Here is an 11,650-nt window from a genome sequence, read left to right on the forward strand (position 1 = left end):
TTGGAAATCGTCACACAGGCATGTGAAAATACAGGAAAGTGGACGGAAGGGTTAGAGGTGGAGTATTTGGACTCTGAAATCCACTTGGCTGCCGGGGCTTTCGTGGATAAAACCGGAAGGCATGAGCTTCCAGAGGTTACTTTCGACATCGCAGAAGGAACTGAATCAGTGTATGCCTTGTTCATTGTAGATAGTGTAGGTGAGTACACATATGAGCTTATACAGGCAATTGATGGATTTCCGGTTTATGAAGGAACCAATCGGTTAATTCACAAACACCTTTGGGTGGATGTGTTAAAGCAAGAAATCCGGATCTTTCCTGTCATCCGAACAGAAAATGTAGAACCGGGGGTGGTACCAGATGAAGCTGAGCCCGAAAATCCAACAAGGCAATCTTAAGTCCGACACAAGTCTGCCGCAAGAAGTAGATCGTCTGCAAGCTCAGAACGCTGAACTGGCATTCGAAGTCATGACCACGACTGCAGCTCTCCAGGAAAGTCAGCAGCAGCAGGCAGATCTCATTTATGACCTGATGACGAAAGGGGTGGTGTGAGGTGGATTGGTACAAGTATATAAAAGGGTGGTATCCGATGTTCTGGTCAAAAGAGCAAGTTGCAACAGCTGTTGAGTGTGAAAAGATCACGGCAGCACAATATGAAGAAATTGTTGAAGAACCTTACCCTATATCGTAAGGTTCTATTTTGTTTTATTAACCGAATTAATTATTATCAAAGTTTGGGCTGTTGAGTAAAACAAACCAATAACGGTAAGTATTATTCCACTAATTATAAATCGTTTTCTATTACGTTCTTGTCCCAAATGAGTGAAATAGTAATGAACCAATGTGCAAACCATCATTAAAAATATTGAAGGTAATGTTTTCTTCATGGGTTTCTCTCCTTGGTGATTGAATACCCATATAATTTCCGAAGTGTATAAAAGTATACCTGGTAAAAGGAGGTGGTGTAGTCCATATGAAAAATAAAAAAGGGGGCGTTTCCGTTGCAGCAGACAGAGGAGGCACAAACCATGAACCACTATGAAAAAGATATTGTGGAAATGAAAAGCGACATCAAAATTCTTGAAAAAGAAGTAAGTGATCTAAAAACCACTACTACAAGGCATGATGAGCAGATTACTACCTTAAATAACACTTTAAATAAAATTGATGAGAATACCACTTGGATTAAAAGAAAAATTACAGGTGCCATTATCACAGCAATCAGTTCCGGAGTAATCGGGGGAGCGATTGCTATTTTTTATGGCTTTATTCAAAACTAAAAGGAGTGATCATTTTGATTAACTGGAAAATTAGATTAATCAATAGAACGTTCTTGCTGCAGGTATTGGGAGCTCTATTTCTGCCCTTATTGGCTTATCAAGGATTGGCTATGGAGGATCTTACATCCTGGTCATCTGTGGGGGACCTATTCATTAAGGCTTTTACCAATCCATATTTATTGGCCATCACCGCCTGGTCTGTATTTAATGCAGTGACTGATCCAACTGTAAAAGGTATTGGGGATAGCAACAGAGCAAAATCATATGTGAAACCAAGCAACAAGTAGGGCTCTCCTCCGGAGGGCTTTTTCTTATATCAAAAATAAGGGAGAGATTAGTGTGATTAAGTTAAACTACAAAGAGAAGCATATAAAAAAGCATCCGACAACAAGAACCGGGATCAAGTTACTGAGGGTGCAAGCTGCGGTTGATCATTGGACAGCCAATTATGGAGCGACAGCGGAGAATCATTTTAAATACTTTAACGAGACACTTCCAAACCAAAATGACGATTTGCCAGAAGGCGATAAAAGATACGCAAGTGCTCATATCTTTGTCGATAAGCACAAAGCTCTCGAATTAGTGCCGCTGGACGAGGTGTGTTTTGGCGCAAATGATGGTGGAACAGCTAGGTTAAAGTTGCAAACACTTAGAGCTACAGACTCACGCTACCCTGAGGGGTACAGCACTTGTCCATCAGTATTTACAGAGAAAGTTCAAACAACTGAGAGACACCAAAAATCGTTTTGTTCGCCACTTTGATGTCACCGGGAAAAACTGCCCTGCCCCTATGGTATCGAATCCTAACCTGTGGAAGGAACTCTTGGAACTGACAGATTCAAAGGTCGTAATTCCTCCTAACAAGCCGGCAGTCGTAGAAGCGAAGGAAGAGAATACAGATTCCAGTAAAACAAACTGGGTGCGTTCGAAGGTTGACGACTTGAGATATTACTCAAAGCCTTCCTGGGAGGATAAAGACGTGGCAGGACACTTACCTAAAGGATACGGATTCCCACAGGCTGTGCGTAAAGTTAGAGTTGGCGACGCGTGGCAGTATGAGGTCAAGAACAGCGAAGGTGAAACATACTATCTCACAGCGTCGGAGAAATTTGTTTCGGTTGAACATAAGCCGGCTACATCTACCGCGCAGAAGCCGACTAAATCCAGGAAAAGTGGACCGATAGCAATCGGGGAAATCAAAATCGTCAATGTTTCTGCAGCTGCTATTATTCAAGATCGCCCAGATCGACACAGGTCTAAAAATCTCGGTACGATTCGAAAAGGGAGAGCAATCCAGGTGACCGGATCGGTGAGAGGAAAAAACAGTGATTCAGGTTACTGGGAAGTCATTTATGATGGTGATCTCGCATATGTTACAGGCAAGTTCGGTGAATATACAGCTTATTAAAGGGTAAAACTATTTCTACACCACCAAAATTCTAACATGGCATAAAGTAAAACCCCTTTCCCTAATTGGAGAGGGGTTAAATACGCTCAAAAGTATGTTTGTGAATTAAGTATTGTTGGTAGAATAATAGTAGGATTGGCTATCCTACTATTAGCATACAAAGTAAACCCCTTCCTACGGATGGGCATACGAGTTGTGCTGCCTCTTCTTTAGGGAAGGGGTTTTTTGTTTGGGTCATCGTCATCAGGTAAGGTGAGGAAGTGTTGCACCTCTAATTTCAAGACTTCTTCTTTAAAATCTTCCTCACCATTTATTAGTAAACTTTCGATCACTGTATCACACTCCGCTACATTCATTTCATAATCCTTGCACCATTTATATAGTTCTTCTGCTAACTCTTCTTTGGAACAATCCAAGGTACGTTTCATCAAAAGGGTTTCTTCATCGACTCTGAGTTTCAAGTCCATTTCAAATTTCATAAGATGTCTACCTCCTGTGTCTTTTGTATAATTATCATTTAACCAAATAAATTAATTCAAGATGTATTCGTGATGTTTCTATATGTGATTAGTCGGTTTTTGTGGTAAAATGTTACACGTTGACATTTCAACCTTGGCATGTTTTTTGCACCCTCTTCACTTGAAGAGGGATTTTTTATTTTTCTTACTGAATCCTATTTGTTAGTTTTCATCGTAATCGAACCTAACCATTGCCTCTAGTTCTTCCACATTTTCAACACACTTTGCAACTCGTTTTATTAATTCTACTTTGCTAGCTTTCCCACCATCTATTTCCAAGCCTAATGTAATTAATTTTTCCTTGAGAGTTATTAATTCTCCTTTTGCTGCCAATGCATCCACTATATCCATTTAACTCACCTCTAATATGTTTAGATTCTTTCTTTATCATAATTTCATCACATAAATTTAAGATTTCCAGTAAGTTATTTTTTATCAAGTCAATTGAATCACTTGTAAAATGTAGTCAAATACTCACCATAATAGCAAAACCCGAAATAATACTTTATGCTTAGTTTTCATACTAGGTATTGTTGTAAAACTTTTGTCATGTTACCATTTTTTCGGTAGCGCTACTAATTACTTGAATTTTGGGGGAAAAAATGAAAAAACTAATTGCATCTACAATTGCTTTTACACTTCTTGTTTCACCTTTTACCTTTTCGGTTAGTGCACAAGAAAACACAACAATTACTGAAGAGAAGAATATGGACTCAACAAAACTAAAAGAAGAAATTGAAGCAAACAAACTCATAAAAAAAACTGGAAAGGTAAAGAAGTCTTTGACTGCTGAAGAACGTAAAGAAATTATTGATAATTTTAAATATGCGGATTCAGTTTCCAAAGATGAATTATATAATTTGAGTGATGTGTCTTTACAAGAATTAAACAATACTAATGGGGAAATAGTATCCGTAGAAAAGGTAAGTAGTTATGCGTTAAATAGTCCTAGAGAGGGAGAAATCGTCCCCTTTACAATGCCAACAGAGCATTTTGAAATGACTGTAATCGCTTTGCAAGTTGGAGAGAACGTTTATCAATTTCATGCGGAGGGTGATTGGAAAGTAAATCCGAATTATGAATTTACCGACGTGATTGCACTTGCATGGTCTGATAATTTTACATTAGAAGATGATTTAGCTTATACATTAGAAGATATGGGTAATGATTATTTAGAAAGAGATTATATCGGATTAATTAGAAATGATGTGGACCCTGAAGCTGGTTTAGGGTATGACGTAGATTTAGTTCTCGGTGAAGATGAGGAAGCCGTAGTACTTCAGGCAATAGTAAGCGCTCCGGAGGAATCAGGGAGAGCAAATCTTGTAGCAGAGTATGGCCATTTGGAAATATCCGCTAGTGATGTAACTCTTGGTTTTAGTGGAGGCTCTTCTCCATCTGTTACTATGGAAGCAGGTTTTAATACCAACTTAGAAAAAGCGTCGCCAGCATATGATTCTTTTGATTATTAAAGACAAAAGAGGAGAAGATAATAAATGATTAAAGATTTGTTGTGGGGAGCAGCTGTATTCATCATAGGCTTAATAATCGTTGTTGCATTTTCATCGATTTCATCTGGCCACGAACAATCTTTTCAATTAGGGTTAATTGTTTCAATTTTATATCTAGCATCAATTATATTTGTAAGTGCTAAAAAGAAATAATCAAAGGAGGGGAGCTAAATGCTCTCCTTCTTTTTATAATTATAACTTATTTATTTTTCTTTCTAATTAAGAAGTTTATTATCAAAAAATGAATATTTTCTTACGATTTCTTCAAACGTTCCCTCATCAATGTATGGTTGATTCTGCATATCTGGACAATCCATGTGGAGTACAGTGTTTACTCTGTTTAATACTACTTGATCAGTAGGTAAATATGCCTTTTGACAATTAGGACAGTACATTTTTTTGTTCATTAACAAATTCCTCCCTTTTCTTGAGTTACATATAAATAGATTCGCTAATTTGCTTCAGGTCCCTTTAAAAGAACTGAAAACATTATAAAAATTTTCTATTTACTTTCTTAATTGTAAAATTTTGTACAAAAAATAAATTAAACGTGATATTATTAAATTCATACTGATTTTGGAGGAGTAACATGGAGAATAAAAATTTCAATAGTAAAGCTATCATTTCTTTCGTTTTAGGCATTGCCTCGTTTTTTATTCATATTTGGGGAATTATTTTTGGGATCGTAGGAATAATCTTATATGTAATTAGTAAAAAAGAAATCAAGAATAAAAATGAAAAGGGTATGAACTTTGCTATAGCAGGTTTGGTGTTGAGTATTGTAGGTGCAGTATATCAAACAATTATGTTACTACTAGGAATAATGGCTTATACGGCTTTATTTTCTTAAAAAAATATTTGCAACTAATAGCAGATCCATTTTAAGGATCTGCTATTAGTTATTTTATAAACATTTTTTTACATTTTTATTTACATATATATGGTATTAGTGTAATATTATACCTGTTCTGCGCAGGACAAATTTAACGGGTCTTTAGGTTTATCTATTAAAAATGTAACTATCAATAGGATTGAATTTAAATGTACGCATTATTTCAAAGTTTTTCCAGATTATCGAAGCTTCTTATACTTTTATTTATTTTAGGACTGGTAGTTCCCTTAGTTTATCCAGAAGTCAAAGTTAAAGAAAAACAACCTTGGCATATTGAGTTTCTGAATGTAGAAGAACTACATAGGTATTCAAAGGGCTCATCTCAAAAGATTGGATTAATCGACAGTGGGATTTCTAAATTTCAAACTAATTCAAAAAATATACAGTATATAGCAAGTTTTGATAACGGAATTGATGACATTGGTCATGGTTCAATTATGTTTTCACTTATTAAAGGTCAACGTAATGAAATTCTAGGAATAGCTCCTGAGTCAGAATTGATATCTATTAAATTAATAGAATCAGATGGGGAAATTGCTCCTTCAATGATGGCAGAAGCTATACAAAAGGCTATAGATTTGAAGTGTACTATTATCAATTTGAGCCTGGGTAGCTATGAGTCTAATAAATTGGTTTCTCAAACTATTGATAAAGCATTAGATTTGGGGATTACTGTAGTTGCTTCTTCGGGTGATTATGGAACTGATGAGATGATGTTCCCAGCTAGACATGAAGGGGTAATTTCAGTTGGAGCATTAGATAAGAATGGTGATGTTACGAGTTTTACCAATGCACCTATTCGCACAACTATTAACTTCCCAGGAGAAGAAATAATGGGGGTGGGATTAGATGGAGAAAAAATTATGACATCAGGCACATCCCAAGCTACAGCACTTCTAACTGGCTATATTGCATTAATAAAAGACTTTCAAAAACATAATAAGAACGAGCTTAATAATGATGAACTAAGAAAATTATTAAGTGAAATTGAGGAAAAAGATTATTTAAGTGCATTCTCTGAATTAAATTAGAATTTGGGAGGAATTATGAGATGAATATTAAAAAAATAGCTATTGGTCTATCTACATTAACATTAACATTTGGATTAGTTGCAAACACACCGGTTTCTGCAGAGCCTTCAGTAAAAACTAAACTGGTAGCGAATGAAAAAATTGAGACAAAAGATGAACTTATTCAGACAATCAAGGAAATTAATAAGAGTTCTGAAATTAAAAACCTTAGTACTGGAGAAAAAGTAAAAGTTGCTGATGAAATCCTAAAAAATGCTACCAAAGAAGCTAAAAAAGAATATGATAAGCAAATGATGGATGAAGTGAAAAAAGGAAGCGAAAAGATTGATATGGAGAAAGTAAACGAAACAGGTTTTGACTCCGCTGAAATAACTTTATCTGACGGTAGTAAAGTGGAATATCAGGTTAGTGATATTTCTGAAAGTGAGGAATACTCGCTTCAAGGTCAATCAATGTCACCTTTTGTAAACACCACTAAAAAATATGGTGATCGTCGCTTTACAGCAACAATTACTTTCGATTCATGGGGAGTAACAGTCGGTAAAATATCACTCGGTACACATTACACAATTGGAGATTATGGTTTGAAAATGAGATATGTCTCAAAGGGTGGAACGGAGAGTTACTCCGGATTATTTGATATACAAGATGCTAATGTAAAAGTAACTGATAGCCGGGCTGAAAAAGTTGGTTACGATATTAATGGTTTCGGTTCTTATAAAGTACATGCTGGCTTAGGTTGGTTATCAGGAACTAAGTATTTTGAATTAACAAGTACAATAAAGTTGTATAGCTTAAATAAATCTAATAGATCTGCATATGTCCAACAATCCTATAGATTTGTGGATTAATATTTGATTTAAAAGAACCATCACAAAAAAATAACTATTGGTACCGATTAAGACTTAGGGAGAATTACTCTCTAAGTCTTTTGTATATATTTAAATTGTTACCGTTATTGTTAAGGAATCTATAGTTTTTAAGTATTTTGTGTTCTATTATTTTCACTAGCCATCTGGTATTAACAACTTTACACACTAAAGACGCAAAAAGTGCTGTGTACAGGCTGATGGAACTGGGGGTTCACTGGCATGATATACAACAGACATTGATCGGGGTGACTGCTCAGAGGCTGTTAAAACTCAAATGCGCGATTTGCGAAACTGAATGCAGTGCAGATTGTAAAGGCAAAGGAACGGCGAAAAGGGCATCGGTCTATGAAATTGTAACGGGCAGTGCTCTTAAGGAAGTGATTAAAGAAGCAAGGGGAGAAGATGCATACTATCAATATCCCACTCTTCGAACACTGATCAACAAGGGGGTGGCATTGGGGTTTGTTCCGGATTCTGAGTTCCGCAAATGGATACATGAAGAAAATGGATGATCAAGGGAAATTCCTGAAGCGGACGGGTGATCTCCTTGAAAAAGGATACACATTTTCAGAAGCAATTGATTTTCTGCTTGTGCCTGGCCGGAACGGTTCAGGTAAATTAAAAAAGAGGATCAACAACTCTCTCCAAAAAGGGGAGCCTATTTCTTCGATATTTGACCGTCAGTTCAACATGCCGAAGCAGGTATCAGCACAGATATACTTTGCAGAACATCATGGCGAGATGGGTGCCACCCTTAAAGAAGCGGGTGATTATCTGCAGAAAATGAGTGAAGGCAGACAAAAATTACTGAAGGTCCTTCAGTATCCTCTCTTTTTGGTATTGATTGCTATCATGCTCATGGTACTCCTCAGCAGGATTCTGTTTCCGCGCTTTCAATCGTTATATCATTCATTAGGTTATGACCAAGCAGACAATTTCAATTACCTCTTTTGGTTCATCGAAAGTTTCCCCTCGTATTTTTTGGGGTTCATCCTTATTGCATCAATGACAGTCCCCTTCATTTATATTTTCAAAAATAAGTTATTCCAGGTAGGCCACATCACTTTTCTGACAAATTTCCCGCTGCTGTCCTTTTTCATCAAGCATGGGCAGACACATTTCTTTGCGAGGGAACTCAGTTTTCTGTTGAAAAACGGCGTATCGATCACTGAATCACTGAACATCATTGAGAGGCAGACGTATCGTCCGACCCTGCAGTATATTTCAAAGGACCTGCTGAAAGGACTTAAAGAAGGCCGGCCGCTGTATGATTGCACCGCTAAGATCCCCTTCTTTCAAGAAGAGCTATCTTATGTTGTTTCCCACGGCCAAAAAAACGGGAGGCTTGCAGACGAATTGAAGCTGTACAGTGAAATTTGTTTTTCGGAATTGGAAGAGAAGGGGAACAGGCTTCTGAAGTATATCCAGCCGGCGATCTTCACATTTGTCGGGTTATTCATCATGGCCATTTACTTTTCCATCATGATGCCGCTGTTTCAAATGATGCAGGGCATTTAATTGAATCAAGAAGGAGGTTCATTATGTTAAAGAATGAAAAGGGTTTTACGATGATAGAAATGATGATCGTATTATTGGTCATCTCAGTCCTCTTATTTGTTACCATTCCTAACGTTACAAGTCAGAGCAATAAGATCAATTCGAAAGGATGTGAAGCGTTCATCAATATGGTCGAAGGGCAGGTGGAGGCTTATAAGATGGATAACGGGAATGCGGAACCGGTCACGATGACACAGCTGGTTGATAAGAAATATATCAATGAAGAGCATCAAACATGTCCAAACGGACAAACATTGACCATAGATGCGGAGGGGAATGTTGACACAGTTGCGGCAGAGTAAGGCGGTTTGGCATCAGGGAGGTTATACATTCATCGAGATGCTCCTGGTCATATTGATACTAACAGTCCTCTTATCGTTTGCTGCTTTCTCAACTGCGCCACTGAAAGAGCATACCGGAAAAAAATTTTTCATTTCCCAGCTGCAATCAGACTTGTACCTCATCCAAAGCCAAAGCTTTTTTTCACAATCCTCCATGACCCTGCTGTTTTATCCTGATGCAAATAAATATGTGGCGAAAGATTATTATGGAAACACGATGATTACGCGGGCTCTTCCTCCCGGCATCAAATTCTCAAAGAGCAATAATCTGAATGAAATCATTTTTACCGCATCAGGCAATACAAACCGGTTCGGTCCGGTGTATTTCAATTCCGGGAGTACCACGATAAAACTTTCATTTCAAATTGGACAAGGAAGATTTTATGTTCAGGAATTCTAAAGGTTTTTCACTTCCCGAAAGCCTGGTCGCTTTTAGCTGCTTCATGGTGATGCTTGCATTTTCCCTCCCTCTCTGCATCAGGATGATTACTACGCTGGAAGAAAAGCAGCAAAGGGTGGAGGCATTGAAGTTCCTTCAGGAAGGAATTGAGTATACAGTGGTGACGGGTGACTATAGAAACAGTACGAGGGTATACAAGGGAGTGCTTTATACCTTGAGTTGGAAAGGGAACGACCTCACCACTCCGTGTGTAACCTTGGAAAAGGAAGGAGGTACCGATGAAATATGTGTATCGGAATAATAAGGGGTTCACCCTGCTGGATGCCCTGCTGTCCTTTATGATCTTTACGGTCATATCGCTCAGCTTTCCACTCGTCATAAAAGGACTTCATATCATCCAAAAAGAAAGCATTCCTCCGAGGTATTATGAATGGAATCTATTCAGTGAGAGTCTGAGAATGGAAATGTGGGGAGGGAGTGATCTCCTGTATTCCCCGGAAGAAATCACGTTTGAAAGCAATGGGAAAACCATTACGTATGAGCGGTACCAAGATTCAGTAAGGAGAAGGGTTGGCGGACTAGGGCATGAGGTCGTGCTTCAAGGAGTCGATTCGTATATTATTACAGAGGTCCCGCAAGGAATAAAGATCTCAGTTGTGTTTAAAGAGGGAGAGAATGTTGAAAGTGAATTTTATCATTACAAGGAAATTCGACCGGAAGTACCTTAATGAGGGAGGTTTCCTGCTTCCCTATTCAATGCTGCTGTTCATGATCGTTATAACGGGGGCTGTATTGTCGACAAGCCTCTTTCTCAGTAAATACCGCTATCTGGTCAATATGGGAGAAGTGTATGAAAGAAAGGTGAGCATTGCCCATGGTGCGCTCCTTGGTATGAAAGATCCTGTGCCCGCTTCAGGCACAAATGAGGGGGAGTTCGGTGTAACAGAAGTAGTGAGTTCTCTCCTGAATGAACACGAAGTGCTAATGGAAATAACCTATCAAGCAGATGAGAAGGTTTTTAAGCCGGTATCTGTTGTGTATAATAGGGAAACAAAACAAATCATAGATTGGAAGTAATGTGTATGCCGATTTTTTTAATAGGTTTCATGGGAGTGGGGAAGACGACTGTCGGCAAGGAAATAGGATTGCTCAAGGGGCTCCCTGTAATTGATATGGATCACTTTATAGAAGAGAAGGAAGGCCGTGCGATAAAGGATATCTTCCGGGAAGATGGCGAAGGCTTTTTCCGTACAATCGAAACACAAGTTTTAATGGAGCTGAAAAAGAAGGAAGCAGTGATCACCACAGGCGGAGGGATTATTGAACGAAAAGAGAACAGGGACATACTCAGTGAAAGCGGGGAGGTATTCCACCTTTACTGTTCATTTGAAGAATTATGGGAACGGTTGGAGGGAGACAGCGAGCGGCCGCTCGTCCAAAAAAATTCCAGTGACCAATTGCGAAATCTTTACAACCGCCGGCTGCCGCTTTATAGAAACGCCAGTAATTCAGAAATCGACACCACCGGTAAATCGATTGAAGAGACACTGAACGAATTGATGCGCCTCATCGAATCATGATTAAATTCTGATGGTGCGGATATACTGATAGAAGCGGAAGGTGGTGCGTTTATGTCAGTAAATGATTACGTAAAGTTCATAACCCAGACATTTGTACAGCATTACGAAAAGTCTCCACATGAACGGAAATCGCTGAAACATCAAAGGAAGAATGAGCGTCCCCCTTTTTTATTCAGATGGTTCGGGGTATTGCCATATGCCTTCATGGTGATGTTTAAGAAAAATAAAAAATAGGAACCGCCTCTGTTAATAACAGGGC

At 38.2% G+C, this 11,650-nt stretch carries 25 protein-coding genes; 21 read left to right on the forward strand and 4 right to left on the reverse strand.

The annotated features are described in order from the left end of the window. From BHE18_RS10075 to BHE18_RS10085, 3 genes are read left to right on the forward strand one after another with little or no spacing between them, the layout of a single operon-like run. A complete protein-coding gene (locus tag BHE18_RS10075; RefSeq protein WP_071618451.1) occupies nucleotides 1-399 on the forward strand; it encodes a hypothetical protein in 399 nt (132 codons plus the stop codon). Next, nucleotides 362-553: a hypothetical protein gene (locus tag BHE18_RS10080; protein ID WP_071618452.1), complete on the forward strand. Its 192-nt coding sequence runs from the start codon at nucleotides 362-364 to the stop codon at nucleotides 551-553. The genes BHE18_RS10075 and BHE18_RS10080 overlap by 38 nt, the downstream gene beginning before the upstream one ends. Before the next feature lies 1 nt (nucleotide 554). After that, nucleotides 555-692: an XkdX family protein gene (locus BHE18_RS10085; protein ID WP_083573693.1), complete on the forward strand. Its 138-nt coding sequence runs from the start codon at nucleotides 555-557 to the stop codon at nucleotides 690-692. 4 nt (nucleotides 693-696) lie between these two features. Here the strand turns inward: BHE18_RS10085 and BHE18_RS10090 are convergent, their stop codons facing one another. Beyond that, nucleotides 697-888, reverse strand: a complete 192-nt coding sequence (locus tag BHE18_RS10090) for a hypothetical protein (protein WP_071618453.1) — start codon at nucleotides 886-888, stop codon at nucleotides 697-699. A gap of 114 nt (nucleotides 889-1,002) precedes the next feature. Here BHE18_RS10090 and BHE18_RS10095 point away from each other — a divergent pair, with 114 nt between their 5' ends. The 4 genes from BHE18_RS10095 (at nucleotide 1,003) to BHE18_RS22715 (ending at nucleotide 2,689) form a co-directional block, all read left to right on the forward strand. Further along, nucleotides 1,003-1,281 carry a hemolysin XhlA family protein gene (locus BHE18_RS10095; RefSeq protein WP_440480388.1) on the forward strand — a complete coding sequence of 93 codons (279 nt, stop codon included), beginning with the start codon at nucleotides 1,003-1,005 and terminating at the stop codon, nucleotides 1,279-1,281. Between the two features lie 14 nt (nucleotides 1,282-1,295). Further along, nucleotides 1,296-1,568, forward strand: a complete 273-nt coding sequence (locus tag BHE18_RS10100; RefSeq protein ID WP_071618454.1) for a phage holin — start codon at nucleotides 1,296-1,298, stop codon at nucleotides 1,566-1,568. Between the two features lie 52 nt (nucleotides 1,569-1,620). Next, on the forward strand, nucleotides 1,621-2,043 hold the full coding sequence (locus BHE18_RS22710) for a hypothetical protein (RefSeq protein WP_083573695.1): 423 nt from the start codon (nucleotides 1,621-1,623) through the stop codon (nucleotides 2,041-2,043). A 61-nt stretch (nucleotides 2,044-2,104) separates the two neighbouring features. Next, entirely contained in the window at nucleotides 2,105-2,689 is a 585-nt protein-coding gene (locus BHE18_RS22715) for a hypothetical protein (protein ID WP_083573696.1), read from the forward strand. Between the two features lie 209 nt (nucleotides 2,690-2,898). Here the strand turns inward: BHE18_RS22715 and BHE18_RS10110 are convergent, their stop codons facing one another. Together BHE18_RS10110 and BHE18_RS10115 are read right to left on the reverse strand one after the other, a co-directional pair. Then, the gene (locus tag BHE18_RS10110; RefSeq protein ID WP_071618455.1) at nucleotides 2,899-3,168 is read right to left on the reverse strand and encodes a hypothetical protein; all 270 of its coding nucleotides are present in this window, start codon (nucleotides 3,166-3,168) and stop codon (nucleotides 2,899-2,901) included. Between the two features lie 201 nt (nucleotides 3,169-3,369). Further along, nucleotides 3,370-3,558, reverse strand: coding sequence for a hypothetical protein (locus BHE18_RS10115; protein ID WP_071618456.1), 189 nt, complete (start codon nucleotides 3,556-3,558; stop codon nucleotides 3,370-3,372). A gap of 251 nt (nucleotides 3,559-3,809) precedes the next feature. Between BHE18_RS10115 and BHE18_RS10120 the strand changes: the two genes are divergently transcribed. Together BHE18_RS10120 and BHE18_RS23210 are read left to right on the forward strand one after the other, a co-directional pair. Next, complete coding sequence (locus BHE18_RS10120) at nucleotides 3,810-4,679, forward strand: hypothetical protein (RefSeq protein WP_071618457.1); 870 nt, start codon at nucleotides 3,810-3,812, stop codon at nucleotides 4,677-4,679. Between the two features lie 24 nt (nucleotides 4,680-4,703). Continuing rightward, nucleotides 4,704-4,871 carry a hypothetical protein gene (locus BHE18_RS23210; protein WP_171910693.1) on the forward strand — a complete coding sequence of 56 codons (168 nt, stop codon included), beginning with the start codon at nucleotides 4,704-4,706 and terminating at the stop codon, nucleotides 4,869-4,871. A gap of 62 nt (nucleotides 4,872-4,933) precedes the next feature. On the opposite strand, the gene BHE18_RS10125 is transcribed toward BHE18_RS23210, so the two are convergent. After that, a complete protein-coding gene (locus tag BHE18_RS10125) occupies nucleotides 4,934-5,125 on the reverse strand; it encodes a hypothetical protein (RefSeq protein WP_071618458.1) in 192 nt (63 codons plus the stop codon). Nucleotides 5,126-5,307: 182 nt separating this feature from the next. On the opposite strand from BHE18_RS10125, the gene BHE18_RS10130 reads away from it, so the two are divergent. The 12 genes from BHE18_RS10130 (at nucleotide 5,308) to BHE18_RS10185 (ending at nucleotide 11,625) form a co-directional block, all read left to right on the forward strand. Continuing rightward, nucleotides 5,308-5,568, forward strand: a complete 261-nt coding sequence (locus BHE18_RS10130; protein ID WP_071618459.1) for a DUF4190 domain-containing protein — start codon at nucleotides 5,308-5,310, stop codon at nucleotides 5,566-5,568. Nucleotides 5,569-5,759: 191 nt separating this feature from the next. Continuing rightward, the gene (locus tag BHE18_RS10135) at nucleotides 5,760-6,641 is read left to right on the forward strand and encodes a S8 family peptidase (RefSeq protein WP_083573698.1); all 882 of its coding nucleotides are present in this window, start codon (nucleotides 5,760-5,762) and stop codon (nucleotides 6,639-6,641) included. A 20-nt stretch (nucleotides 6,642-6,661) separates the two neighbouring features. Continuing rightward, nucleotides 6,662-7,492 (forward strand): hypothetical protein, encoded by an 831-nt coding sequence (locus BHE18_RS10140; protein WP_071618460.1) that lies wholly within the window; start codon nucleotides 6,662-6,664, stop codon nucleotides 7,490-7,492. A 137-nt stretch (nucleotides 7,493-7,629) separates the two neighbouring features. Then, a complete protein-coding gene (locus BHE18_RS10145) occupies nucleotides 7,630-8,025 on the forward strand; it encodes an ATPase, T2SS/T4P/T4SS family (RefSeq protein WP_071618461.1) in 396 nt (131 codons plus the stop codon). Next, complete coding sequence (gene comGB / locus BHE18_RS10150) at nucleotides 7,976-9,031, forward strand: competence type IV pilus assembly protein ComGB (RefSeq protein ID WP_141771854.1); 1,056 nt, start codon at nucleotides 7,976-7,978, stop codon at nucleotides 9,029-9,031. Before BHE18_RS10145 ends, comGB begins: the two co-directional genes overlap by 50 nt. A gap of 23 nt (nucleotides 9,032-9,054) precedes the next feature. Further along, nucleotides 9,055-9,372 carry a competence type IV pilus major pilin ComGC gene (comGC, locus tag BHE18_RS10155; RefSeq protein WP_071618463.1) on the forward strand — a complete coding sequence of 106 codons (318 nt, stop codon included), beginning with the start codon at nucleotides 9,055-9,057 and terminating at the stop codon, nucleotides 9,370-9,372. Next, on the forward strand, nucleotides 9,347-9,811 hold the full coding sequence (comGD, locus tag BHE18_RS10160) for a competence type IV pilus minor pilin ComGD (protein ID WP_171910694.1): 465 nt from the start codon (nucleotides 9,347-9,349) through the stop codon (nucleotides 9,809-9,811). The genes comGC and comGD overlap by 26 nt, the downstream gene beginning before the upstream one ends. Continuing rightward, complete coding sequence (locus tag BHE18_RS10165) at nucleotides 9,795-10,112, forward strand: type II secretion system protein (RefSeq protein WP_071618465.1); 318 nt, start codon at nucleotides 9,795-9,797, stop codon at nucleotides 10,110-10,112. Before comGD ends, BHE18_RS10165 begins: the two co-directional genes overlap by 17 nt. Next, nucleotides 10,090-10,539: a competence type IV pilus minor pilin ComGF gene (comGF, locus tag BHE18_RS10170; protein ID WP_071618466.1), complete on the forward strand. Its 450-nt coding sequence runs from the start codon at nucleotides 10,090-10,092 to the stop codon at nucleotides 10,537-10,539. The genes BHE18_RS10165 and comGF overlap by 23 nt, the downstream gene beginning before the upstream one ends. Next, nucleotides 10,487-10,888 carry a hypothetical protein gene (locus BHE18_RS10175; protein WP_071618467.1) on the forward strand — a complete coding sequence of 134 codons (402 nt, stop codon included), beginning with the start codon at nucleotides 10,487-10,489 and terminating at the stop codon, nucleotides 10,886-10,888. Before comGF ends, BHE18_RS10175 begins: the two co-directional genes overlap by 53 nt. A 5-nt stretch (nucleotides 10,889-10,893) precedes the next feature. Continuing rightward, on the forward strand, nucleotides 10,894-11,391 hold the full coding sequence (locus BHE18_RS10180; RefSeq protein ID WP_071618468.1) for a shikimate kinase: 498 nt from the start codon (nucleotides 10,894-10,896) through the stop codon (nucleotides 11,389-11,391). Between the two features lie 51 nt (nucleotides 11,392-11,442). Then, the gene (locus tag BHE18_RS10185; protein ID WP_071618469.1) at nucleotides 11,443-11,625 is read left to right on the forward strand and encodes a YqzE family protein; all 183 of its coding nucleotides are present in this window, start codon (nucleotides 11,443-11,445) and stop codon (nucleotides 11,623-11,625) included. The last annotated feature ends 25 nt before the right edge of the window (nucleotides 11,626-11,650 follow it).

This window comes from Rossellomorea aquimaris, from assembly GCF_001877785.1.
Classification (GTDB): Bacteria; Bacillota; Bacilli; order Bacillales; family Bacillaceae_B; genus Rossellomorea; species Rossellomorea aquimaris_A.

Excerpts from the sequence above, each read along its gene's own strand:
- BHE18_RS10080 (WP_071618452.1), top strand. The coding sequence starts at position 362 with ATGAAGCTGAGCCCGAAAATCCAACAAGGCAATCTTAAGTCCGACACA.
- BHE18_RS10090 (WP_071618453.1), bottom strand. The coding sequence starts at position 888 with ATGAAGAAAACATTACCTTCAATATTTTTAATGATGGTTTGCACATTG.
- BHE18_RS10110 (WP_071618455.1), bottom strand. The coding sequence starts at position 3,168 with ATGAAATTTGAAATGGACTTGAAACTCAGAGTCGATGAAGAAACCCTT.
- BHE18_RS10115 (WP_071618456.1), bottom strand. The coding sequence starts at position 3,558 with ATGGATATAGTGGATGCATTGGCAGCAAAAGGAGAATTAATAACTCTC.
- BHE18_RS10120 (WP_071618457.1), top strand. The coding sequence starts at position 3,810 with ATGAAAAAACTAATTGCATCTACAATTGCTTTTACACTTCTTGTTTCA.
- BHE18_RS23210 (WP_171910693.1), top strand. The coding sequence starts at position 4,704 with ATGATTAAAGATTTGTTGTGGGGAGCAGCTGTATTCATCATAGGCTTA.
- BHE18_RS10125 (WP_071618458.1), bottom strand. The coding sequence starts at position 5,125 with ATGAACAAAAAAATGTACTGTCCTAATTGTCAAAAGGCATATTTACCT.
- BHE18_RS10130 (WP_071618459.1), top strand. The coding sequence starts at position 5,308 with ATGGAGAATAAAAATTTCAATAGTAAAGCTATCATTTCTTTCGTTTTA.
- BHE18_RS10135 (WP_083573698.1), top strand. The coding sequence starts at position 5,760 with ATGTACGCATTATTTCAAAGTTTTTCCAGATTATCGAAGCTTCTTATA.
- BHE18_RS10140 (WP_071618460.1), top strand. The coding sequence starts at position 6,662 with ATGAATATTAAAAAAATAGCTATTGGTCTATCTACATTAACATTAACA.
- comGC (WP_071618463.1), top strand. The coding sequence starts at position 9,055 with ATGTTAAAGAATGAAAAGGGTTTTACGATGATAGAAATGATGATCGTA.
- comGD (WP_171910694.1), top strand. The coding sequence starts at position 9,347 with ATGTTGACACAGTTGCGGCAGAGTAAGGCGGTTTGGCATCAGGGAGGT.
- BHE18_RS10165 (WP_071618465.1), top strand. The coding sequence starts at position 9,795 with ATGTTCAGGAATTCTAAAGGTTTTTCACTTCCCGAAAGCCTGGTCGCT.
- comGF (WP_071618466.1), top strand. The coding sequence starts at position 10,090 with ATGAAATATGTGTATCGGAATAATAAGGGGTTCACCCTGCTGGATGCC.
- BHE18_RS10175 (WP_071618467.1), top strand. The coding sequence starts at position 10,487 with ATGTTGAAAGTGAATTTTATCATTACAAGGAAATTCGACCGGAAGTAC.
- BHE18_RS10180 (WP_071618468.1), top strand. The coding sequence starts at position 10,894 with ATGCCGATTTTTTTAATAGGTTTCATGGGAGTGGGGAAGACGACTGTC.
- BHE18_RS10185 (WP_071618469.1), top strand. The coding sequence starts at position 11,443 with ATGTCAGTAAATGATTACGTAAAGTTCATAACCCAGACATTTGTACAG.